Source organism: Halomonas sp. HK25, from assembly GCF_047795635.1.
Taxonomy (GTDB): Bacteria; Pseudomonadota; Gammaproteobacteria; order Pseudomonadales; family Halomonadaceae; genus Halomonas.
Window position 1 is genome coordinate 1,571,144 of sequence record NZ_CP181044.1, and the last position, 23,211, is coordinate 1,594,354.

Here is a 23,211-nt window from a genome sequence, read left to right on the forward strand (position 1 = left end):
GGCATGCGACGCATCCGGCATATCCATTTCGTGGGCATTGGCGGCGCGGGCATGTGCGGCATCGCCGAGGTGCTGGCCAATCAGGGCTATACCGTCAGCGGCAGCGACCTGCGCGAGTCCCCGGTGGTGGCGCGACTGCGCCAGTGCGGCATCGCGGTGGCCATCGGGCACGCCGAGGCTAACGTGGCCGGGGCCGATGTGCTGGTGGTCTCCACCGCGGTGGATGAGGCCAATCCGGAGATCCGCTGGGCCCAGGACCATCGGGTGCCGGTGGTGCGCCGGGCGGAGATGCTCGCCGAACTGATGCGCTTCCGCCACGGCATTGCCGTGGCCGGCACCCACGGCAAGACCACCACCACCAGCCTGACCGCAACGCTGCTCGGCGAGGGAGGGCTCGACCCCACCTTCGTGATCGGCGGCCGGCTGACCAGCGCAGGGACCAACGCGCGGTTGGGGGAGGGCGACTACCTGGTGGCCGAGGCCGATGAGTCCGACGCCTCCTTCCTCCATCTGCAGCCCATGGTCTCCATCATCACCAACATCGATGCCGACCACATGGCCACCTACGGTGGCGATTTCGAGAAGCTCAAGGCCACCTTCCTGGAGTTCCTGCACAATCTGCCGTTCTATGGCCTGGCGATCCTGTGCATCGATGACGACAACATGCGTGGCCTGCTGGATCGGGTGCATCGCCAGTTCATCACCTATGGCTTCAGCGATGACGCGGACTACCGCATCACCGACTTCCTGCAGCAGGCCGGCGAGATCCGCTTCACCGCTCATCGCCCGGGCGGGCTGGCGCCACTCGCTGTCCGGCTGGCCATGCCCGGCCGCCACAACGCCCTGAACGCCCTGGCGGCCATCGCAGTGGCCAGCGACGCCGGCGTCGAGGACGCCGCCATCCTGCGCGGCCTGGCCGGCTTCCAGGGGGTGGGGCGGCGCTTTCAGGTGCAGGGCCACTTCCCGGCACCGGGAGGCGAGGGCGAGGTGATGCTGGTGGATGACTATGGCCATCATCCCCGCGAGGTGGAGATGGTGATCCGGGCGGTGCGCGCCGGCTGGCCCGAGCGGCGCCTGGTGATGCTCTACCAGCCTCATCGCTACTCGCGCACTCGTGACCTCTATGAGGACTTCGTCCGGGTGCTCTCCGGCGTCGATACCCTGCTGCTGCTGGACGTCTACAGCGCCGGCGAGGCACCGATTCCCGGTGCCGAGGGTCGCACCCTGGCCGGCTCTATCCGCCAGCGCGGCCAGGTGGATCCGCTGTTCGTCCAGGAAAAGGGAGAACTGCCCGGGCTGCTGGCCCGGGTGCTGCGCCCCGATGACATCCTGATCACCCAGGGCGCCGGTGACGTGGGCGGGATCTCCCTGGCCCTGGCAGAGGCGGCCCTGGCGCTCGATGAGGTGACCCTATGAGCCTGGTGAATGACCTGGGTCGCGTGGCCGTGATCTACGGCGGCAGTTCCGCCGAGCGGGACGTCTCCTTGAAGAGTGGCGCGGCCGTGCTGGCGGCGCTCACGCGTGCCGGCGTGGATGCCATCGGCTATGACCCCGCTGAAGGCGGCCTGGTGGGCCTGGAGGCCCTGGCGCCGGATCGCGTCTTTATCGCCCTGCACGGCCGCGGTGGCGAGGACGGCACCCTGCAGGGGGCGCTGGAACTGCTCGGCATTCCCTACACCGGCAGCGGCGTGCTGGCCTCGGCGCTGGGCATGGACAAGCAGCGCACCAAGCTGGTGTGGCAGGCCCTGGGCCTGCCGACGCCGGAATCGGTGATGCTCGAGGCGAGCGCCGACTGGACGGCGGTGGTGGCGCACCTCGGCCTGCCGTTGATCGTCAAGCCGGTCCATGAGGGCTCCACGCTGGGCATCAGCATCGTCGAGAGCGCCGAGGCCCTGGCCGCGGCCTACCACGAGGCGGCCCGCTTCGATGCCCGGGTGATGGCCGAGCGCTTCATCAAGGGCGACGAATTCACGGTGTCGCTGCTCGGCGACGAGGTGCTGCCGGCCATCCGCGTCGAGGTGCCTGGCGGCTTCTACGACTACGAGGCCAAATACCTCTCGGACGAGACGCGTTACCACCTGCCCTGCGGGCTCAGCGACGCCGAGGAGGCCGAGCTCGGTGAGCTCTGCCGCTGCGCCTTCGAGGCGGTCGGCGCCGAGGGCTGGGGCCGGGTCGACGTGATGCGCGACGCCGCGGGGCGCTTCTGGTTGATCGAGGTCAATACCTCGCCGGGCATGACCGACCACAGCCTGGTACCCCAGTCGGCGGCATACGCCGGCATCGACTTCGAGGCCCTGGTGCTGCGCATCCTCGCCGCCACCCTGGCGGTGCCTCGGGCATGACGCGTCGTGGAGGGCTGCTCGGTGTGGTGCTGCTGCTGGTGCTGTTCGGCGCCGGCGGGCGTGCCCTGTGGCTGTGGCTCGACCGGCCCATAGAGCGGGTCTCCATCGCAGGCGAGTTCACTCACGTCAACGCCGACTACCTGCGCGATCGGCTGGCGCCGCTGATTCGCGGCCGTACCTGGCTGTCGGTGAACGTGGCCGAGCTGCGCGAGGAGGCGCTGAGCATCGAGTGGCTCTTCGAGGTGCGAGTCACCCGCGAGTGGCCCAATGCGTTGACCTTCGAGCTGGTGGAGCAGGTGCCGGTGGCACGCTGGAACGATGACTACCTGCTCAATCCCGCGGGCGAGCCCTTCGCCTTCGGCCCGGTGTCGCCGCCCGGCGACTTGCCGGACCTCGCCGGCCCCGCCGGCAGCGGCGCCGAGGTGCTCGCCTACCATGACCGCCTGGCCACCCGTTTCGGCGCCATGGGCCTCGAGCTCTCCCAGCTGCGCCTGGAACCGCGCGGCGCCTGGCGCTTTCAGCTCGACGATGGCGTCTGGGTGATGCTTGGCCGCAACGATCGCGAGGCAAGGTTGGGCAGGCTGTCCGCGGCCTGGCAACGCCAGCTCGGCTCCCAGGCGTCGCATATCCGCTACATCGACCTGCGATACCCCAATGGCGTGGCCGTTGCCTGGCATGGAGAAATCGATCCGGTACAGGGTGAGGGCTCGGAGGAGGGCTGATCCCTTTTTCGGGCGAAAGGCCCATGCTCAATGGCATGGGCCTGTTTCTTTTCCCGCAAAATCGCCGTATCGTGAAAGGTGATTTGCTCGCCGGGGTGGAGGATAACCTCCAGTTGTTCCTATAATTGGTCCCAGGTTCATTTTTCATGATGCAGGCCCTTTAATTAATACGGGCCAGGTCTCGAGGAGAGTTCCCGACTCATGGCAGGTCCTTCCAACGCGTCCAATATGGTAGTCGGGCTGGATATCGGAACGTCCAAGGTCGTGGCGATCGTGGGGCAGCCCACCGATGATGGCGGCATTGAGATCGCCGGTATCGGCTCGCACCCCTCCCGCGGCATGAAGAAGGGTGTGGTGATAAACATCGAATCCACGGTGCTGTCTATCCAGCGCGCCGTGGAGGAGGCCGAACTGATGGCCGGCTGCGATATTCACTCGGTCTATGTCGGCGTCGCCGGCAGCCATATCAGTTCGATGAATTCCGACGGCGTGGTGGCGATCAAGGAGCGCGAGGTCACTCCCTCCGACATCGACCGTGTCATCGACTCTGCGCGCGCCCGGGCCATCTCCGAGGGGCAGCGGGTACTCCACGTGCTCCCTCAGGAGTTCTCCATCGACACCCAGGGCGGCATTCGCGAGCCGCTGGGCATGTCCGGCGTTCGCCTGGAGGCCCGCGTGCATCTGGTGACCGCGGCGCTGAACGCCGTGCAGAACATCGAGAAGTGTGTGCGCCGCTGCGGGTTGGAGGTCGATGCGATCATCCTCGAGCAGCTCGCCTCGAGCATGGCGGTGCTCACCGAGGATGAGCGTGAGCTGGGCGTTTGCATGGTGGACATCGGCGGCGGTACCACCGATATTGCCGTGTTTACCGAGGGGGCCATCCGCCACACTTCGGTGATCCCCATCGCCGGTGACCAGGTCACCAACGACATCGCCATGGCGCTGCGCACCCCCACTCAGCACGCCGAGGAAATCAAGGTCAAGTATGCCTGTGCGCTGACCCAGCTGGCCGCCAGCGACGAGTTGATCAAGGTGCCCAGCGTCGGTGATCGGCCGGCACGGGACCTCTCCCGCCAGGCCCTGGCCGAAGTGGTGGAGCCGCGTTACGAGGAACTCTTTACCCTGGTGCGTGACGAACTGCGTCGCAGTGGCTACGAGGATCTGGTCGCCGCCGGGGTGGTGCTGACCGGTGGCACCTCGCGCATGGAAGGGGTGGTGGAGCTGGCCGAGGAGATCTTCCACATGCCAGTGCGCATCGCCTGCCCACAGAATGTGCGCGGGCTTGCCGATGTGGTGCGCAACCCGATTTATTCGACCGGAGTCGGTTTGCTACATTACGCTCTTAAGGAAACCCGGCAGGGACATGGTCGACAGGCACAGGGCAGCGTGATACCGGCCCCGGCGCGGCGTGAAGACGCCGGCCGGCGCGGCTTGAAGGAAAGCCTGCCAGCGCTGGCAAGGCTCAAGGGCTGGTTGAAAGGAAATTTCTGACAGGATCGCCGTGGCGATCCAGGAGACGGGGCAAATGTTTGAACTGGTAGATAGCGCACCCTCAAGCAGCGCGGTCATCAAGGTGATCGGTGTCGGCGGCGGCGGCGGTAACGCCGTCAATCACATGGTCGAGAGCAACATCGAAGGCGTGGAGTTCATCTGCGCCAATACCGATGCCCAGGCGCTCAAGCGAGTGTCCGCCAAGACCGTACTCCAGCTCGGCAGCGAGATCACCAAGGGGCTCGGCGCCGGCGCCAATCCCGAGGTGGGGCGCCAGGCGGCCATGGAAGACCGTGAACGTATCGCCGAGCTGCTCAATGGCGCCGACATGGTGTTCATCACCGCGGGCATGGGTGGTGGCACCGGCACCGGTGGTGCCCCCGTGGTGGCCCAGGTCGCCAAGGAGCTGGGCATCCTCACCGTGGCGGTGGTGACGCGTCCCTTCCCCTTCGAGGGCCCCAAGCGCATGCGCGCCGCCGAGGAGGGTATGCGGGAGCTGTCCGAGCACGTCGACTCGCTGATCACCATCCCCAACGAGAAGCTACTCTCGGTGCTGGGCAAGAGCGCCAGCCTGCTGACTGCCTTCAGTGCCGCCAATGACGTGCTGCTGGGTGCCGTCCAGGGTATCGCCGAGCTGATCACCAGCCCCGGCATCATCAACGTCGACTTCGCCGACGTGCGCACTGTGATGTCCGAGATGGGCATGGCGATGATGGGCTCCGGCAGCGCCGTGGGCGAGAATCGCGCTCGCGAGGCCGCCGAGAAAGCCATCCGCAGTCCGCTGCTGGAAGATGTCGACCTCCACGGTGCTCGCGGCATCCTGGTCAATATCACCGCCGGCCCGGATCTCTCCATCGGCGAGTTCAATGACGTGGGCGCCACCGTCCAGGAGTTCGCCTCCCAGGATGCCACCATCGTGGTGGGCACCTCCATCGACATGGAGATGAGCGACGAGCTGCGCGTCACCGTGGTGGCCGCCGGTCTCGACGGCCGCCAGCAGCAGAAGTCGGCAGGTCACGAGGCGGTCAAGCGCAGCGAGGTCGGGTCGGAGTATCGCAAGCGGCAGGCGTCGTCGGCCGCGGCGATGCGCCAGCAGCCTGCCGCGGCGCGCAGCGCCGAGCCGGAGGAGGCGGCCAAGCCGCGTGCGGAGAAGCGTCGCTCCCAGGAGCTCGATGATTACCTCGATATCCCGGCCTTCCTGCGCCGCCAGGCCGATTGAGTCGCGCTATAGAAACCATAGGGTGTGCCGGGCGAGGTTTCTTTGTTGAAACGCCCGTTCGGTGTTATAGTGAACAGTGTTTGATAACCCGACAACAGCCTGGCATCTGCTCATGATCAGACAACGCACCCTGAAGAACGTCATCCGCGCCACCGGCGTCGGCCTGCATTCCGGCAAGAAGGTCTACATGACCCTGCGGCCGGCGCCGGTGGATACCGGCATCGTCTTTGTGCGCACCGATCTGGAACCCGAGGTGCAGATCCGGGCGCAGGCCGACAATGTCACCGACACCACCCTGTGCACGGCACTCTCCGCCGGTGGCGCCAAGGTAGCCACGGTGGAGCACCTGATGTCGGCGCTGGCCGGTCTGGGCATCGACAATGCCTATGTCGACCTCAGCGCCCCCGAGGTGCCGATCATGGATGGCAGTGCCGGCCCCTTCGTGTTCCTGATCCAGTCCGCCGGGATCAGCGAGCAGAACGCGCCCAAGAAGTTCATCCGCGTAAAGCGGGAGATCACGGTACGCGACGGCGACAAGGAAGCCACCTTCCGCCCCCACCATGGCTTCAAGGTTGCCTTCTCCATCGACTTCGACCATCCGGTGTTCGAGGAGCAGTCCCAGACCGCCATGGTGGATTTTTCCACCACCTCCTTCGTCAAGGAGGTCTCGCGGGCCCGTACCTTCGGCTTCATGCGTGACCTGGAGTACCTGCGCTCCAACAACCTGGCGCTCGGCGGTAGCCTCGACAACGCCATCGTGGTGGACGACTACCGTATCGTCAACGAGGGCGGTCTTCGCTACGACGACGAGTTCGTCAAGCACAAGGTGCTGGATGCCATCGGTGATCTCTACCAGCTTGGCCACAGCCTGATCGGCGAGTTCCGCGGGGTGAAGTCGGGCCACGCGCTCAACAATCAGCTGTGTCGTGCTCTGCTCGCCCAGCCCGAGGCCTTCGAGATCGTCACCTTCGACGGGGAGGCCGCTACGGCACCCATCTCCTATGCAGCGCCGGCGATGGCCTGAACCCTGCCGGGCCATGCCCGGAGCTGGAAGCTGGAAGAGCGCCGCTTCGCGGCTGGAAGTAAGAAGAAAACAACCCCGCGGGCTCTGCCAGCGGGGTTGTTTCATTACAAGTTGGGGCTATGCTGCCTTCCAGCTTCCAGCTTCCAGCTTCCAGCTTCCAGCTTACGGCTCGCGCTCGGCGTGGGCGGCGAGTCGCTGGAGCGCCGCCTTGAGGCGCGGGTCGCTGACGTCCTCGGCGCAGCTGGAGAGCTCGTCGGCCGCCCGGGCAGGCAGGTGGCGCACCTGGCGGAGGGGAACCTTGACCGGGCGCACCGGCCGCACCTTGAAGGTGAAGCCCGTGACCGCCTCGAAGCCGGGGAGCTGATGGAGCAGCTCGAGCAGGCGAGATTGCTCATAACGCAGCCGGGTGAGCCAGGCCGCGCGGTCGGTGATCAGCGTCAGACGGCCATCACGAAAGCCGCCCACGTGCAGGTGGGCGGCTACCTCGGCGGGCAGATTGTCGCGGAGGTGTTGTTGAGCGCGCTCGATCAGTCTCGCCATACGCATCAATGAGCCCAATTCGCCGTGCCCGTCGAGCAGGCGGGTCATGGGCTGGGCGCGGAAGCGCTTAGCCTTTATACTCATTGGCTTGTTTCTCGGAGCTTGCTGCCGGCTCGACCGGCCGGAAGGTCCCGTTCACCTCCGGGCCCTGTTGCCCGCCACCCTAGCACGCTCGGGAGTCCATCGTCAGCATGCCACCCCGCACCCAGCCCCATGTTGCCGAGGCGCGCGTAACCGTGACGCGCCGTCGCCCGGCGCGCTGGTGGCTGGCCGGGCTGCTGGTGGGGTGCCTGCTGCCGGCCGGCCTGGTCCAGGGCACGCCGCTGCGTCAGGCCGAGCGTCTGGTGCAGGTGTGCATTCTGGCGCCGGCGTTGATCCGGGCGAGCTCGCGCCTCCAGGCCCGCCGACGTTCGCGTCGCGCCTGGCCGCTGCCCCGCACTCTGCGCACCCTGTGCCCGCACCACTCTCGCTGGCCGCTGCCGTGCCCGGGTCGCACTACTGCGGCCCATGATGTCCTGACCCGCCGGGGTCCGCCCGCTGCGTGGGCACGCTGAATCCCTGATCCCGGCCGGCTGCCCTTGGCGGCTGGCATGATGCCACACGCAAAGACTGGACCCCTCATGATCAATTCCCTGTTACGCAAGGTCGTCGGCTCCAAGAACGACCGTGAAGTCAAGCGCATGAGCCGCCAGGCCGAGCGCGTCACCGCCCTCGAGCCGGAACTGGAAGCGTTGGACGATGGCGCGCTCAAGGCGCGCACCGAGGCGCTCCGTGGTCGTCTCGAGTCCGGCGAGACCCTCGACGGCCTGCTCCCCGAGGCCTTCGCCGCCGTTCGTGAGGCGAGCAAGCGCGTGATGGGCATGCGCCATTTCGATGTCCAGATGGTTGGCGGCATTACCCTGCACAATGGCCGCATCGCCGAGATGAAAACCGGCGAGGGCAAGACCCTGGTGGCAACCCTTTCCGTCTATCTCAACGCCCTGTCCGGCAAGGGCGTGCACGTGGTCACGGTAAACGACTACCTGGCGCGGCGCGACGCCGAATGGATGCGTCCCCTCTACGAATACCTGGGTCTCACCGTCGGCATCATCCACGCGGGTCAGACCAGCGAGGAGAAGCGCGAAGCCTACGCCTGCGACATCACCTATGGCACCAACAACGAGTTCGGCTTCGACTACTTGCGCGACAACATGGCCTTCTCCCTGGAGGACAAGGTGCAGCGGGGGCTTAACTTCGCCATCGTCGATGAGGTGGACTCCATCCTGATCGACGAGGCGCGCACCCCGCTGATCATCTCCGGTGCGGTGGACGAGAACACCGAGCTCTACCAGGTCGTCGATCGCCTGGCGACCCATCTCGTGGTCTGCGAGGATCCCGAGGAACCGGCCAGCGGTGACTTCCTGCTCGACGAGAAGCACAAGCAGGTGGAGATCACCGAGACCGGCCACAACAAGGTCGAGGAACTGATGCGGGCCGAGGGCCGGCTGGGGGAGGAGGACTCTCTCTATGCCGCCCAGAACCTCAACCTGCTGCAGCACATGCACTCGGCGCTGCGCGCGCGCCACCTCTACCATCGTGACGTGGACTATATTGTCGCCGAGGGTCAGGTGGTGATCGTCGACGAGCACACCGGCCGCACCATGCCCGGTCGCCGTTGGTCCGAGGGGCTGCATCAGGCGGTGGAGGCCAAGGAGGAAGTGGCGGTGCAGCGCGAGAGCCAGACGCTGGCCTCGACCACCTTCCAGAACTACTTCCGCCTCTACGACAAGCTGGCCGGCATGACCGGCACCGCCGATACCGAGGCCTTCGAGTTCCGGCAGATCTACGGCCTCGATGTGGTGGTGATCCCCACCAACCAGCCGCTGGTCCGCCGTGACCTCAACGACCTGGTCTACCTCACCGCCGAGGAGAAGTTCGAGGCGATCATCAAGGACGTCCAGACCGAGACCGAGGCCGGCCGCCCGGTGCTGGTGGGCACCGCCTCCATCGAGACCTCCGAGTATCTGGCCGGGCTGATGAAGGAGGCCGGGCTCGCCTTCAGCGTGCTCAACGCCAAGCAGCACCAGAGCGAGGCGGAGATCATCGCCCAGGCGGGCCGGGCCGGGGCCATCACCATCGCCACCAACATGGCCGGCCGCGGCACCGACATCATGCTGGGCGGCAACTGGGAGGCCGAGGCGGCCAAGCTAGAGAACCCGAGTCCCGAGCAGCTCGAGCGTCTCAAGGCTGACTGGCAGGAGCGCCATGACGCCGTTCTCGCCGCCGGCGGCCTGCACGTGGTCGGCTCCGAGCGCCACGAATCGCGGCGTATCGATAACCAGCTGCGCGGCCGCGCCGGCCGTCAGGGGGACCCGGGTTCGACCCGCTTCTTCCTGTCGTTGGAGGACAGCCTGATGCGCCTGTTCGGCTCCGACCGGGTACAGCGCATGATGAAGGCGCTGGGCCTCGAGCGAGGCGAGGCGATCGAGCACAAGATGGTCTCCAACGCCGTGGAGCGCGCCCAGAAGAAGGTCGAGAGCCGCAACTTCGATATCCGCAAGCAGCTGCTCGAATACGACGACGTCGCCAACGATCAGCGTCGGGTCATCTACGAGCAGCGCAACGAGATCCTGGCCGCCGAAGAGGTCGCCGAGGCCGTGGCGGGCATTCGCCAGGAGGTGCTGGACCAGGCCATCAGCGACTTCGTGCCGCCCCAGAGCCTCCCCGAGCAGTGGGATCTTCCCGGTCTTCAGGACCACCTCAAGGCGGAGTTCAACCTGGAGGCGCCGGTGGTGCAGTGGGCCGAGGAGGACGAGCGCTTCCACGAGGAGCAGCTCCGTGAGCGCCTGCAGGCCATGCACCGCGAGGCCTATGAGGCCAAGGCGGCCGAGGCCGGAGAGGCCTTGATACGCCGCTTCGAGAAGCAGGTGATGCTGCAGGTGCTCGATACACGCTGGAAGGAGCACCTGCAGTCGATGGACCACCTGCGCCGGGGTATCCACCTGCGTGGCTACGCCCAGAAGAACCCCAAGCAGGAGTACAAGCGTGAGTCCTTCGAGCTGTTCCAGAACCTGCTGACCAATATCAAGGCCGACGTGACGCGTATTCTCAGCCACGTGCAGGTGCGCCGTCCCGAGGAGGTCGATGAGCTGGAGCGCCAGCGTCGTGAGGCGCTTGCGCGCGAGACGGCCACGGCGGCCAGCCGCCACGAGGATCTCGATACGGCCGATCCGGCCGAGGCTCAGGCGGCGCCGCTGCCGGGCGCCGACGGACGCCCGGTGCGCCGAGAGGGGCCCAAGGTGGGACGCAACGACGCCTGCCCCTGCGGTTCCGGCAAGAAGTACAAGCAGTGCTGTGGGAAGTTGAACTGAACCGGGTCGCCGGCCAACCAGACAGGAGACGAGACGATGGCAGTGGGTGACGCTAGCTTTCCGCAGATGCCTGCGATCCCCGGCGTGCGCCTGGGGACCGCCATGGCGGGCATCAAGAAGCCGAACCGCCGCGATCTGGTGGTGATCCAGGTGCCCTCGGGCGCCCGGGTAGCGGGGGTCTTTACCCGCAACGCCTTCTGTGCGGCGCCGGTGACGGTGGCACGTGAGCACCTGGTGACCGAGCAGGGGGCTCGCTATCTGGTGATCAACACCGGTAACGCCAACGCCGGTACCGGCGAGGTGGGGCTGCGCGACGCGCGCGCCACCTGCGCCGAGCTGGCACGGCTGGCCGGCGTTGCCGCCGAGGCCGTGCTGCCGTTCTCCACCGGGGTGATCGGCGAGCCGCTGCCCATGGAGCGGCTGCTGGCGGGCCTGCCCGCGGCGTTGGAGAGCCTGGACGAGGGCAGCGAGTCCTGGCATCAGGCCGGGGAGGGGATCCTCACTACCGACACCCGCCCCAAGGGCGCCAGCGTGACTCTGGAGCTGGGTGAGGCCACGGTGACCATCAACGGGATCGCCAAGGGCTCCGGCATGATTCAGCCCAATATGGCGACCATGCTCGGCTTCGTGGCCACCGATGCCTCCCTCGATCAGATGCTGCTTGAGGAGCTGCTGCGCGAGACGGTGGATCGTTCCTTCAACTGCATCACCGTGGACGGCGACACCTCCACCAACGACGCCTGCGTGCTGATCAGCACCCAGCAGGGCCCGCGGGTCGAGGGTGATGAGGCCATCGCCATCTTCCGCAACGGCCTACAGCGGGTGATGACCGAGCTGGCCCAGGCCATCATCCGCGACGGTGAAGGCGCCACCAAGTTCGTGACCCTGCAGGTGAGCGGTGCCACCACGCGCCGGGAGGCCCTGGACGTGGCCTTCACCGTGGCTCACTCGCCGCTGGTGAAGACCGCCCTCTATGCCTCCGATGCCAACTGGGGACGGATACTGGCCGCGGTGGGGCGTGCCCCGGTGGCGGACTTCGACGTCTCGCGGGTGGCCATCGATCTGGGCGAGGTACGCCTGGTGGAGGAGGGCGGCCGTGCCCCCTGCTACACCGAGGAGGCCGGCAGCACGGTGATGGCCCGGGAGGAGATCCCCATTCGCATCGATCTCGGGCGCGGGGAGCAGAGCGCCACGGTGTGGACCACCGACCTCTCCCACGACTATGTAAGCATCAACGCCGACTATCGCAGCTGAGCGGTCGGTCAACCGCCGGACAGAGAATCCCGCGCCCCAGGGGGGCGGGCCAGTTTGAAGGGTGAATGAACGCAATGGTGAAGAGAAGGGTACATGTGGCGGCCGCCGCCATCATCAGCGCCGGCGGCGATCAAGTGCTGATCGCTCGCCGGCCCAGCAACGTCGATCATGGCGGGCTCTGGGAGTTTCCCGGCGGAAAGCTGGCGCCGTACGAGACCGGCCTGGGTGGGCTCAAGCGCGAACTCCATGAAGAGCTGGGGGTGGAGATTCAGCGGGCACAGCCGCTGATCCGCATCCATCACGAATATCCCGACAAGCATATCCTGCTCGACGTGTGGCAGGTGCACGACTTTTCGGGCGAGCCCTTCGGCCGCGAGGGGCAGGCGGTGCGCTGGGTGGCCATGACGGAGCTGGTCAACTACCCCTTCCCGGCGGCCAACCTGCCGATCCTGCGCGCGGTCGCGCTACCCACCGAGTACCTGATCACCGCCGAGGAGGAGGACGAGGGCCTCTTCCTGCAGCGCCTGGAGCGCGCGCTGGTCGAGGATCGCGCCTGCCTGGTGCAGCTACGCGCCAAGCAACTCGATGAGGCCGCCTATCTGGCCCGCGCCGAGGCCGCTCTGGCGCTGTGCCGCCAGCATGGCGCGCGACTGCTGCTCAACGCCGAGCCCTCTCTGCTCGAACGGGTCGATGCCGATGGCATCCACCTCACCAGCGAGCGGTTGATGCGACTTGAGCGCCGCCCCATCGCCGAGGGCAAGTGGCTCGCCGCCTCCACCCACGACCGCCAGCAGCTGGTGCAGGCCGGTAAACTGGGCTGCGACTTCGTGACTCTCTCGCCGCTGCGCACCACGCCGTCCCACCCGGAAGTGCCGCCCCTGGGCTGGCACGACTTCCAGCAGCTGGTCGAGCGTGCGGCCATGCCGGTCTTCGCCCTGGGGGGCATGACCCGCTTCGATGCCAACCACGCCCGCGCCGTGGGCGCCCAGGGGATCGCTTCGATCCGCGACTTCTGGAAGTAGCCGACAGCGACCCCGAGGCCCGACGCGTCCCGCCAACCGGCGGGGCGCGTCGCGTCTGGGGCCCGGTTCGCCTTCGGGTGCTGTCGCTTGGTGGATACACGCCAGAGGTCGGTGGAGAGGGAGAGACGGGCCGCCGCGACGAATTCCGTCGCCACCCCACGACAGATTAGCGGATGGCGGGGCGCGATCGGTCACGCTCCTGTCGTTATGGTGGTCTCAATAGTATGATTTTTAAGAATTAACTTTTAATAGGCATGGTGTTCGCTTTGTCAGGGCAGGAACCCGGCCCGAGGGGTCGAGCGACTCAAGGATGAGTCACCCCTGAAGATGGAAACCCGCCCCCGGCGGGGCACAAGGAGTCGTATCATGAAACTCAAGACACTGGCTGCCAGCATGGCACTGATCTTCTCCGGCATGGCCGCCCAGGCCCACGCCATGGGGCTGGAGGACGAGATGCCGACCGGTGGTCTCTCTTCATCGACGATGATGACCCAGTCCAGTGATACCATCCTGCTGGCAGCGGCCGAGGGTGGCGTCGAAGGCGGCGTCGATACCGATGCGGGGACCGAGGCCGAGGCCGGACTGGAATCCGAGAGCGATACCGAGGCCGGCTTGGACGCCGAGAGCGATACCGACACCGAGGCCGGCCTGGAATCCGAGAGCGAGGCCGACCTGAACGCCGAGAGCGACACCGAGAGCGACACCGAGAGCGACACCGAGAGCGACACCGAGAGCGACACCGACGCCGGCCTGGACGCCGAGAGCGAGACAGAGGCCGGCCTGGACGTCGAGAGCGAGACAGAGGCCGGCCTGGACGCCGAGAGCGAGACAGAGGCCGGCCTGGACGCCGAGAGCGAGACAGAGGCCGGCCTGGACGTCGGGGCCGAAGCCGGCACCGAGGCCGACGTGGATGCCGAAGCCGTTACCAGGACGCAGGCCCCGGGGCCGGATAGTGCCGAAGAGCGTGCGGCGGAGCCTGCCAAGGGGCGCCTCGAGGCCGTTCGGGATCGACTGCGGGGCATGATCGGTGGGGGCGACGACCCTGACGAGGCCAACTGAGGCCGGACTAGCCGGGCGAGAAGCCCTGAGAGGCACCCTCAAACGCGCCGGGGCAGCACTGCCCCGGCGCTTGCATGATCAGGGTGGGCTGGCGGCGAGGCGCTGCTGCTGCCAGGCGAAGTAGAGGAACAGCGCCCCCATCACCAGGTAGCCCATCACGAAATCCGGAGCGGCATTGAGGGCGAGCGCCGGGGCATGCATCAGCCCCACGAAGGAGAAGCCCGCGGCCACCGCGGCGAAGGCGGCGGCACGGCGAAACTGGTGGTCGATCACCGAGACCGTCATGGCGCCAATCAGGATGGCCATGAACATGGCGCCCTGGCCCAGCGGCACGATCCCGGAGGAGATGCCGGCCACCGTCTCCTCGGCGGCGCGTCCGAAGCGAGTCATCACATAGTTGGCGAAGTAGGGCAGCATGGCCAGGGCCACCGCCGGGTAGTAGCGAGTGTCGTTGCTCTGGAAGGCCGTGGCGATCATCGACATGCCCACGAAGACCAGGATCGGCGCCACCACCGAGACCGGGATGATGGCGGCCAGGGCGGCGATCAGCCCGAACATGGTGGCCAGGCCGTAGACGGCGCCGTTGAGCAGGCTGTAGCCACGCCCGGCGCCCATCCACTTGGCGCCCACGGTGGCGATATAGACGGTGGTGGGGAAGACGCCGCCGAACAGCGCTCCGATCATGGTGCCGGCGCCGTCTACCGCCTGGCACTCGCGAACGTCGTACTTGTCCCCGGCGGCCTCCATGGCCTCCACGTTGTTCATGGTCTCGATGGCGTTGTACAGGGTGATCGGCAGCACCACGGTGAGCACCGCCAGCATACCGGTGAACAGCAGTCCCAGGCCCTCGAGCCAGGCCAGGTTGGGCAGCAGCGGGTAGAAGCCCAGATGGGTGAAGGCGTCGCTGAAGCGCTCGCCGCCGGCGTCACCGATCAGGTAGGCCATGGCGGTACCCACCAGGATGGCGAACAGCGAGGTGGGCAGCCGGAACGGCATGGCCACTCGGGCCACCAGGCCGACGATGATGATCGCCAGCACCAGCAGGCCGATCACCGGCATCTCCAGGGTCTTGAACAGCATCTCGCCGGCGATGAAGGTGAGCGCCACCCCGGCTACCGCCCCCAGCATCGCCGCCCGCGGCAGGTGATGCTGCACCCAGCGTCCGATCAGGCTGATCGACGCCTCGATGGCGCCGCTGATGAAGCAGGCGGCCACCGCCACCTTCCAGGCCAGTTCGGCATCGCCGGTGAGCTGCTTGGCCGGCAGCAGCACCCCGAACAGGAAGACGAACATCACCGGGGTGGAGATGCCGTAGGAGAGGGCGGTGACGTCGGCGCGGTTCTCCTTGCGGGCCAGGCGTGCCGCGCTCCAGGCGTAGTAGAAGTTGCCCACCATCACCGCCACGGCGGCGCCGGGCAGCACCTGGCCGAAGATGATCGATGCCGGGAAGCCCATGCCGAGCATGGTGATGGCGATGATCACGAAGTTGGCGATGTTGTTCTGGAACAGCGCGAAGAAGGCGTCGGTATCCTCCTTCTTGTACCAGGGGTAGCGCACGTGTGTGCCGACAGGGGGTGCCGCCATGGGGAGCCTCTTGCTGTTGGGATGATTGTGTACAAGGCAAGCGCTAGTCTGTATTCGTGCTGACTGATTGGTCAAGTATGGCGTTGACGGGGGCGCCCCGAGGCACTCGTCCCCCCGGCGGCGGTTGCAGCGAAAGAGCAGGCGGGATTCTACGCGAAACGAAAATGCCCGGGCAGGGCCCGGGCGTCACCATGGCTGGCGGTGCGGCGATCAGTTGACCGCGGCGACGGCCTTGGCCAGGTAGGGCAGGTTCTCGTGGGAGAAGCCCGCAACGTTGGCGCGGCCGGAGCGCACCATGTAGATGCCGAACTCGTCGCGAAGACGGTCGACCTGCTCCGGTGTCAGGCCGGTGTAGGAGAACATGCCGCGCTGCTCGGCGATGTGCGCATACTTCTGGTCCAGACCATAGGGCTTGAGGGCCTCGACGAAGTCGCGACGCAGGGTGTTGATGCGGTCACGCATCTCGGTGAGCTCCTCGCGCCAGATGGCCGACAGCTCAGCGGAGTGCAGGATCTCGCTGACGATGGCGCCGCCGTGGGCCGGCGGGTTGGAGTAGTTCTCGCGGGCCACGATGGCGATCTGCGAGCGGACGTTCTCCATCTGCTCGGTGTTCTTGGCGACCATGATAAGGCAGCCGGTGCGCTCGCAGTAGATGCCGAAGTTCTTGGAGCAGGAGCTGGTGATGATCACCTCGTCGAGGTTCTCGGCCAGCAGGCGCACCGCGTAGGCGTCCTCGTCGAGGCCTTCGCCGAAGCCTTGGTAGGCGAAGTCCACCAGCGGCAGCAGGTGGCGCTCGCGTAATACCTCGAGCACGGTATCCCATTGCTCCCGGGAGAGGTCGAAGCCGGTGGGGTTGTGGCAGCAGGCGTGCAGCAGTACCACGTCGCCCTCGGGGATCTGCTTGAGCGCCGCCAACATGCCGTCGAAGTCGAGACGGTTCTCGGCGTCCACGTAGGGGTACTTGTGCAGCGTCAGGCCGGCGGCCGGGAAGATGCCCAGGTGGTTCGGCCAGGTCGGGTCGGAGACCCAGATGTCCTTGCCGGGCAGCTGCTTGGCGATGAAATCTGCCGCCAGGCGCAATGCGCCGGTGCCGCCGGGGGACTGGGTGGCGCTGGCACGCTTGGCCTCCAGGACAGGTGAGCCTTCCCCCAGGACCATGGGCAGCACCACTGCGCCATACTCCGGCGCCCCATGGGAGCCAATGTAGGTCTTGGTGGTCTCGTTCTTGAGCAGCAGGGCCTCGGCTTCCTTGACGGCGCGCATCACCGGGGTGTTGCCCTTGGCGTCCTTGTAGACGCCGACGCCGAGATCGACCTTCTGTGGGTTGTTGTCCTTCTTGAAGGCCTCGATCAGACCGAGGATGGCGTCCCCGGGAATCCGCTCAATATGTTCGAACATTTATTTCGCTACCTCGTCGGTTCTGGCGGCAAGAATGAAGTCGTTCCTGTGCAGGCCCCCGATCTTGTGTGACCACCAGGTCACGGTGACCTTGCCCCATTCGGTCAGCAGGGCCGGGTGATGCCCTGCCGCCTCGGCGATCTCGCCGACGCGGTGGGTGAAGGCCAGCGCCTGCTTGAAGTCGGGAAAGGTGAAGGCCCGCTCCAGTTGCATGATGCCATCGCGCTCGATGATCTTCCACTCGGGGATATCCGGACGGAACAGCGCGATCTCGGCGTCGCTGACGGTGGGAGCGCCCTTGTCGCACGCCTCGCAAGGCTGCTGGGAAAGCTGGCTCATGGTGTCACCTCCAAGGTTTGTGGGTTCACCACGAAAGGTTGTGCAGGTCATCTTTCCCGTCAAGTCATTCTCTCGCCAAGGATAAGCGTTTGTCGCAAACTACGTATTCCTCAAAGTTTTCTCACGTTCGCACAGGGAATTGCCGCAATGGCGAGGAGAGTGAGAATCACCAGAAGCGAGGGAGAGTGTCGATGTCTCCAGCCACCCCTGAGCACCTGTCGGACGGTGGAAGTGCCACGAATCACCAGCCTGTCCTACCGCTGTGGCTGAAGCTTGCCTTTACCGCCTGGATCGCCGGCTGGGCGCCCACCTTCTGGGTGCTGCTGGGACCCCAGAACTACTTCTGGCTGTGCAACCTGGCCAGCTTCCTGATCCTCGTCGGCCTGTGGCGGGAGAGTCGCCTGCTGCTCTCCATGCAGTGGCTGGCGGTGGCCCTGGTGGGCAGCCTGTGGGCGGTGGACGTGGGCACGGCCTGGCTGACCGGGGTGCACCCCATCGGCGGTACCGAGTACATGTTCGATGATGACCAGCCGCTGCTGACCCGGTTGATGTCGCTCTACCACCTGGTGCTGCCGGTGGTGGCGGGGCTGGCCATCTGGCGGCTCGGCTATGCGCCGCGGGGACTGGCCTGGCAGACCGCCCTGACCTGGCTGGTGGTGCCGACGAGCTACCTGTTGACCGAGCCCGAGCGCAACATCAACTGGGTCCATGGGCCCTTCGGCACCCATCAGGAGTGGCTGCCGCCGCTGGTCTATCTGGCGGGGCTGATGGCCCTGTGGCCGCTGCTGATCTACCTGCCGGTGCATCTGTTGACGCGCTGGCTGCAGCGGCGGGGCCGGCTGCCGGGCCCGCACTAAGCGGATGCCGCCCAGGCCCCCACCAGCGCCTCGGCCTTCTCCCGTACCTCGGCGTAGGGATAGGCTGACAGCGCGCCGAAGCCGGGTAGCCCACGGGCCTTGAGCCGGGTGAGGCGAGGCGTGGCGATGCCGCAGAGGAAGCGTGCCAGCAGGTCTGCCGTGGCGGGGCCGCCGTCGGTGTCCGCTGCCAGCCGCGGGCCCAGGGCCTCGAGGTGCGCCGCGATCTCCCGGGTCTCCAGCGGGGCCAGGGGCGCTGGGGCCGGCAGCCGCGCTGGCTGGCCGCGGCAGGCGGAGCAGTGGCCGCAGCGCGCCGGGGCCCGGGTATCGCCGAACCACTCGGCGAGCCGTCGACTCAGGCAGTGATCGGACTCGAACAGCGCCAGCATGGCATGCAGGCGGGCGACCTCGGCCTGCTCCTTGTCGCGGAAGTAGGCGTGGAGCTCGTCCCCGAGGGCGTCGGGGTCGCGGGGGGCTGCGAGCACCCGGTAGACCTCCGTGAGCTGCTTGCTCTCCAGGGTCATCCAGCCCTTTTCGACGAAGTACTCCAGGGCGGTGAGCACCCGGCGGCGGGGGACGTCCAGCCCGCGCTCGGTGCCCAGCCGCTCCAGGGTCGCGAAGTCCAGGGCGTGCCAGGTGCGCGCCCGGGGGGCGGCATCGAGAATGGCCTGGACGAAGTCTCGCCGTTCGCCCTGGAAGCGCCCGACCAGGGTGTCGGCCTCCCCATGGAGGCGAAAGCGGTAGTCGGCGAAATAGCTGTGGCGCGGGGCGATGATGCCACGCAGCTCCAGCTGTACCAGCAGGGTCTTGAGCGGCAGCGGGCGGATATCACTGTCCCGGGAGAGGGCGTTCAGGGTGAGCTCCCAGTCGCCATCGTGGTGCTCGATGGCTTCGACCATGGCATCGATCACCCGACCGATGCCATGGCGTTCCGGGGTGTCGCCGTAGACGAAGGTCTCCAGCACGCCGAGGGTGTCGCGGCCGGCCAGCATCAGGCACTCCGACGGCTGGCCGTCACGGCCCGCGCGGCCGATCTCCTGGCTGTAGTTCTCGATCGACTTGGGCAGATCGAAGTGCACCACGGCCCGGATGTCGGCCTTGTCGATGCCCATGCCGAAGGCGATGGTAGCGACGATGCAGGAGATTCCGCCGGCCATGAAGTCGCGCTGGATCGCCTCGCGGCGTTCGCCTTCGAGCCCGGCGTGGTAGGCCGTGGCGGCAATGCCGGCCTTGCCCAGATAGGCGGCCAGGCGTTCGGCGGTCTGCTGCAGGGTGACGTAGACGATGGTGGGAAAGGCGGACTCACCGCCCTGGCGCGCCTTCAACCAGGACGCCAGCGCGCGCGGGCGGGACTCGGCGGACACCGGGGCCACCGTCAGGTCCAGGTTGGGGCGGTAGAAACCGGTGGCCGTGACGTCGGAGCCCGCGATGGCAAAGCGCTGGCGCATGTCCTCGATGACCCGCGGGGTGGCGGTCGCCGTGAGCAGCAGCGCCTGGGAAATACCGAACTCGCGCTGGTAGTCGGGGAGCTTCAGGTAGTCGGGTCGGAAGTTGTGACCCCACTCCGAGATACAGTGGGCCTCATCGACCACCATCAGCGAGATCGGTATCCGGGTAATGAAGGCGCGGAAGCGCTCGTTCTTCAGCCGTTCTACCGACACCATCAGGATGCGGATCTCGCCGCGTTCGATCCCGCTCATGACCGCGGCGGTCTCCTCGCGGCTCTGGCTGGAGTCGATGCTGGCGGCGGTTATCCCGTGGCGCCTGAGGAAGGCGAGCTGGTCCTGCATCAGCGCCAGCAGCGGCGAGATCACCAACGTCAGGTGGGGAAGGTGCAGGGCGGGGAGTTGGTAGCAGAGCGACTTGCCGGAGCCGGTGGGAAAGATGGCCGCCGCCGATCGACCGGCCACGACGGCCTCGATCACCGGCCGCTGGCCGGGGCGAAAATCGCTATAGCCGAAGACCTGCCGGAGTGTCTGCTCGATCATGTCGCCATTCCCTGGTTGCCCTGTTTATGTATGGGTGTACAGTGTAGCCGATCCGGAGGCTTCAGGGGGTGACGACGCGGTTGCGCTCGGCATGCTCGGCGTCATAGAGACGACGGTCGGCGCGAATCAGCAGGCTCTTGTGCGGCCCTCACCGATGCGGTGCTCGGCGATGCCTTGCTGACCGTCATCGAGCGCCTGGATAGGCCGAAACAGACGTCAGACATCATGGGGTTGTCTCCCCCTTATAAGCAGATAATGATGCGCGGGATCCTTCCGGACGGGAGGTAGGCGATTGTCGGCAGAGAGGAGGTGGCGAGGCGGCTCGGGCAGCGCTCCCGCGTATCGTGGTGACTATCTCGGAGCGTCGTAGCGCTCATGGCGATCGCGGGAGAACACGACCTGCCACAGCTGCAGGTGGCGTGCTCGGAAGCCCCCGGCGCAGATGGCCAGGTAATAGCGGAACATGCGACGGGTGCGTTCGCTGTAGCGGTGGGCGATCTCGTGCCAGCGCGCATCGACGTTGGCCAGCCAGGCCATCAGGGTGCGGTCGTAGTCGGGGCCGAGGTTCTGCCAGTCTTCCATCAGCAGGTGGGGTTCGCTGGCTCTGGCGATGTGCATGGCCGATGGCAGTACGCCATTGGGGAAGATGTACTTGTTGATCCAGGGGTCGGCGGTGATCCCGGAGTGATTGGAGCCGATGGTATGGAGCAGGAAGAGCCCCTCGGGAGCCAGCCGATCTGCCACCGTCTCGAAGTAGGTGGGATAGTTGCGGTGGCCAACGTGCTCGAACATGCCGATGGAGACGATGCGGTCGAAGCGTCCGGTCAGGTCGCGGTAATCCATCAGCTCGATGGTCGCCGGTAGCCCCCGACAGCGCTCTCGGGCCAGTTCGGCCTGTTCGCGTGAGATGGTGATGCCGGTGACGTCGGCACCGTGGTGCCGAGCGGCATGCTCGGCGAAGCTGCCCCAGCCGCAGCCGATGTCCAGCACGCGCATGCCCGGCTCGAGCGCCAGCTTGCGGCAAGCCAGTTCCAGCTTGGCTTGCTGAGCCTCGGGAAGGGTGCTGGCTTCCTTCCAGTAGCCGCAGGAGTAACACATCGTCGGGTCGAGCATCCGCTCGAACAGGTCGTTGCCAAGGTCGTAGTGGGCCTCGCCGACGATATGGGCGCGCGCCTTGCTCTGCAGGTTGAAGAAGCCCGCCTGGAGGCGGTACATCAGCCGCTCGGAGGGGGTATGGGCGCGCTCCGCCAGGCCGTGGCGCAGTAGCTGGTAGGCCATCTCGTCGATTCGGTCGCACTCCCACCAGCCGTCCATGTAGGCCTCGCCCAGCCCCAGGGTGCCCTGATGCAGTAATCGCGGGAAGAACTCCGGGTGGTAGACCCGCAGGTCCTGGGGGGCATCGCCGTTGATGGCAACCCCGGAGCCGTCGAGCAACTGTTCGACAACATGGCGGGCACGGGTGTCGGGCAGGGCGATGGGGCCGATGCAGTTGTCACTGGTCATGGAGTCCTCCTGGTCCAGCAGGTTTGACGAAATTCTTGTCGCTGGCGGCGGCGCCGGACGTTACGCTCATTGCCCTGTCCGGTAGCCTTGAGCATAGACCAGCAGAAAAAGCCGGGGAAAGATCGTCTCCCCACCGCCAAGCCTAGGATTTGCAATGAGGAGTCAACGCCATGCACGTCATCATCGATCTCTGTGTCGTTCCACTGGGAGTGGGGGTCTCGGTTTCGCCGCAGATCGCCGCCTGTCAGGAGGTGATCCGGGACTCGGGTCTCGAGCACCGCTTGCATGCCTACGGGACCAACATCGAGGGCCCCTGGGACGAGGTGATGGCCGTGGTCAAGCGCTGCCACGTGGTGGTGCATGAGATGGGCGCACCGCGCATCACCACCACGCTCAAGCTCGGCACCCGCACCGACCGGGAGCAGCACATGGACGACAAGGTGGCCAGCGTGGAGGCCCTCATGCACTAGTCGATTCTGCTGCGGCTGTCCTGCCCATGACGCAAGGGCGAGCGTTATACCCTTGTGCGCAGCGGCGAGTGGAAAACGCGCCTCTCTTAAATTACCTTGGTGCATAACAAATAGGCTGTTTTCGAGGTTTAAGGAATATGCGGCGTGATTCGCAGCGACCCCCTCCCCGGCACGACACCTCGGGCATCTTGCCCGCGGGATCGGCCATGCCCCCCGGCCGGGTTAGTCTGGTCGGTGCCGGGCCCGGCGATCCGGAACTGCTGACCCTGAAGGCGTTGCGCCGGCTCCAGCAGGCCGAGGTGATCCTACACGATCGACTGGTCAGCGCGGAGGTGCTTGCCCTGGCCAATCCCGATGCAGAACGTCACTACGTGGGCAAGGCGCGCTCGAATCACAGCGTGCCCCAGGAGGGCATCAACCAGGCGCTGGTGGAGTGGGCACGCCAGGGCAAGCGGGTGCTTCGCCTCAAGGGCGGGGATCCCTTCATCTTCGGGCGCGGCGGTGAGGAGCTCGAAACCCTGGTGGCGGCGGGCATCCCGGTGGAGGTGATTCCCGGGATCACCGCCGCCTCGGGCTGTGCCGCCTATGCCGGCATCCCGCTGACCCACCGCGACCATGCTCAGTCGGTGCGCTTCATCACCGGGCACCTGAAGAATGGCAGCGCCGAGCTGGACTGGCCGGCCCTGGCCCACCCCGGCCAGACGTTGGTCTTCTACATGGGCCTGCATGGGCTGCCCGAGATCTGCCGGCAGCTGGTCGCCCATGGCCTGCCCGAGACCACCCCGGTTGCCCTGATCGAGCAGGGCACCACGGCCCGCCAGCGGGTGCACCGCGCCACCCTCGCCGACCTGCCGGCTCGGCTGGCTCAGTCGTCGATCCAGCCACCTACCCTGATCATCGTCGGCGGTGTGGTGACGCTCCACGATGCCCTGGCCTGGTTCAGGGCCGAGCACGCCGGCAGCGAGGGGTGGGACACCGGCAGCCGCCGTTGAGGCAGGACCCTGGCGTGCGACGGCGTGGCCTTCGCGTGCGACAATGAAGGCTCCATGGTC

The 23,211-nt window shown here is 66.8% G+C and carries 20 protein-coding genes; 14 read left to right on the forward strand and 6 right to left on the reverse strand.

The features are described from left to right. Positions 1 to 3: 3 nt before the first annotated feature. The 6 genes from murC (at position 4) to lpxC (ending at position 6,798) form a co-directional block, all read left to right on the forward strand. The gene (gene murC / locus ACM26W_RS07550; protein WP_416140839.1) at positions 4 to 1,416 is read left to right on the forward strand and encodes a UDP-N-acetylmuramate--L-alanine ligase; all 1,413 of its coding nucleotides are present in this window, start codon (positions 4 to 6) and stop codon (positions 1,414 to 1,416) included. Next, complete coding sequence (locus ACM26W_RS07555; RefSeq protein ID WP_416140215.1) at positions 1,413 to 2,342, forward strand: D-alanine--D-alanine ligase; 930 nt, start codon at positions 1,413 to 1,415, stop codon at positions 2,340 to 2,342. The genes murC and ACM26W_RS07555 overlap by 4 nt, the downstream gene beginning before the upstream one ends. Then, a complete protein-coding gene (locus ACM26W_RS07560; RefSeq protein ID WP_416140216.1) occupies positions 2,339 to 3,064 on the forward strand; it encodes a cell division protein FtsQ/DivIB in 726 nt (241 codons plus the stop codon). Before ACM26W_RS07555 ends, ACM26W_RS07560 begins: the two co-directional genes overlap by 4 nt. Before the next feature lie 201 nt (positions 3,065 to 3,265). Next, on the forward strand, positions 3,266 to 4,555 hold the full coding sequence (gene ftsA, locus ACM26W_RS07565) for a cell division protein FtsA (protein ID WP_416140217.1): 1,290 nt from the start codon (positions 3,266 to 3,268) through the stop codon (positions 4,553 to 4,555). Positions 4,556 to 4,589: 34 nt separating this feature from the next. After that, entirely contained in the window at positions 4,590 to 5,774 is a 1,185-nt protein-coding gene (ftsZ, locus tag ACM26W_RS07570; protein WP_416140218.1) for a cell division protein FtsZ, read from the forward strand. 112 nt (positions 5,775 to 5,886) lie between these two features. Further along, on the forward strand, positions 5,887 to 6,798 hold the full coding sequence (gene lpxC, locus ACM26W_RS07575) for a UDP-3-O-acyl-N-acetylglucosamine deacetylase (RefSeq protein WP_416140219.1): 912 nt from the start codon (positions 5,887 to 5,889) through the stop codon (positions 6,796 to 6,798). Between the two features lie 162 nt (positions 6,799 to 6,960). Here the strand turns inward: lpxC and ACM26W_RS07580 are convergent, their stop codons facing one another. Further along, positions 6,961 to 7,422 carry a DUF721 domain-containing protein gene (locus tag ACM26W_RS07580; protein ID WP_416140220.1) on the reverse strand — a complete coding sequence of 154 codons (462 nt, stop codon included), beginning with the start codon at positions 7,420 to 7,422 and terminating at the stop codon, positions 6,961 to 6,963. Between the two features lie 107 nt (positions 7,423 to 7,529). Between ACM26W_RS07580 and ACM26W_RS07585 the strand changes: the two genes are divergently transcribed. The 5 genes from ACM26W_RS07585 to ACM26W_RS07605 all read left to right on the forward strand — a co-directional run bounded on the left by ACM26W_RS07585 (position 7,530) and on the right by ACM26W_RS07605 (position 14,023). Next, entirely contained in the window at positions 7,530 to 7,892 is a 363-nt protein-coding gene (locus ACM26W_RS07585) for a hypothetical protein (protein ID WP_416140221.1), read from the forward strand. A 66-nt stretch (positions 7,893 to 7,958) separates the two neighbouring features. After that, complete coding sequence (gene secA, locus ACM26W_RS07590) at positions 7,959 to 10,688, forward strand: preprotein translocase subunit SecA (RefSeq protein WP_416140222.1); 2,730 nt, start codon at positions 7,959 to 7,961, stop codon at positions 10,686 to 10,688. A 36-nt stretch (positions 10,689 to 10,724) separates the two neighbouring features. Beyond that, positions 10,725 to 11,942: a bifunctional glutamate N-acetyltransferase/amino-acid acetyltransferase ArgJ gene (argJ, locus tag ACM26W_RS07595; RefSeq protein WP_416140223.1), complete on the forward strand. Its 1,218-nt coding sequence runs from the start codon at positions 10,725 to 10,727 to the stop codon at positions 11,940 to 11,942. 65 nt (positions 11,943 to 12,007) lie between these two features. After that, complete coding sequence (locus ACM26W_RS07600) at positions 12,008 to 12,964, forward strand: Nudix family hydrolase (RefSeq protein WP_416140224.1); 957 nt, start codon at positions 12,008 to 12,010, stop codon at positions 12,962 to 12,964. Between the two features lie 366 nt (positions 12,965 to 13,330). Further along, positions 13,331 to 14,023 (forward strand): hypothetical protein, encoded by a 693-nt coding sequence (locus tag ACM26W_RS07605; protein ID WP_416140225.1) that lies wholly within the window; start codon positions 13,331 to 13,333, stop codon positions 14,021 to 14,023. 78 nt (positions 14,024 to 14,101) lie between these two features. On the opposite strand, the gene ACM26W_RS07610 is transcribed toward ACM26W_RS07605, so the two are convergent. The 3 genes from ACM26W_RS07610 to ACM26W_RS07620 all read right to left on the reverse strand — a co-directional run bounded on the left by ACM26W_RS07610 (position 14,102) and on the right by ACM26W_RS07620 (position 17,344). After that, on the reverse strand, positions 14,102 to 15,607 hold the full coding sequence (locus ACM26W_RS07610; RefSeq protein WP_416140226.1) for an NCS2 family permease: 1,506 nt from the start codon (positions 15,605 to 15,607) through the stop codon (positions 14,102 to 14,104). A gap of 210 nt (positions 15,608 to 15,817) precedes the next feature. After that, entirely contained in the window at positions 15,818 to 17,005 is a 1,188-nt protein-coding gene (locus ACM26W_RS07615; protein WP_416140227.1) for an aromatic amino acid transaminase, read from the reverse strand. Continuing rightward, a complete protein-coding gene (locus tag ACM26W_RS07620; protein WP_416140228.1) occupies positions 17,006 to 17,344 on the reverse strand; it encodes a 4a-hydroxytetrahydrobiopterin dehydratase in 339 nt (112 codons plus the stop codon). A gap of 191 nt (positions 17,345 to 17,535) precedes the next feature. Here ACM26W_RS07620 and ACM26W_RS07625 point away from each other — a divergent pair, with 191 nt between their 5' ends. Further along, positions 17,536 to 18,201, forward strand: coding sequence for a hypothetical protein (locus ACM26W_RS07625; protein ID WP_416140229.1), 666 nt, complete (start codon positions 17,536 to 17,538; stop codon positions 18,199 to 18,201). Here ACM26W_RS07625 and ACM26W_RS07630 read toward each other — a convergent pair. Beyond that, positions 18,198 to 20,186, reverse strand: coding sequence for an ATP-dependent DNA helicase RecQ (locus ACM26W_RS07630; RefSeq protein ID WP_416140230.1), 1,989 nt, complete (start codon positions 20,184 to 20,186; stop codon positions 18,198 to 18,200). The two genes, ACM26W_RS07625 and ACM26W_RS07630, sit on opposite strands and share 4 nt — an antisense overlap. A gap of 351 nt (positions 20,187 to 20,537) precedes the next feature. After that, positions 20,538 to 21,689, reverse strand: coding sequence for a cyclopropane fatty acyl phospholipid synthase (gene cfa, locus ACM26W_RS07635; protein ID WP_416140231.1), 1,152 nt, complete (start codon positions 21,687 to 21,689; stop codon positions 20,538 to 20,540). 170 nt (positions 21,690 to 21,859) lie between these two features. On the opposite strand from cfa, the gene ACM26W_RS07640 reads away from it, so the two are divergent. Both ACM26W_RS07640 and cobA read left to right on the forward strand, forming a co-directional pair. Next, the gene (locus ACM26W_RS07640) at positions 21,860 to 22,159 is read left to right on the forward strand and encodes an MTH1187 family thiamine-binding protein (protein ID WP_416140232.1); all 300 of its coding nucleotides are present in this window, start codon (positions 21,860 to 21,862) and stop codon (positions 22,157 to 22,159) included. 206 nt (positions 22,160 to 22,365) lie between these two features. Then, a complete protein-coding gene (gene cobA / locus ACM26W_RS07645; RefSeq protein ID WP_416140233.1) occupies positions 22,366 to 23,151 on the forward strand; it encodes a uroporphyrinogen-III C-methyltransferase in 786 nt (261 codons plus the stop codon). Positions 23,152 to 23,211 lie beyond the last annotated feature (60 nt).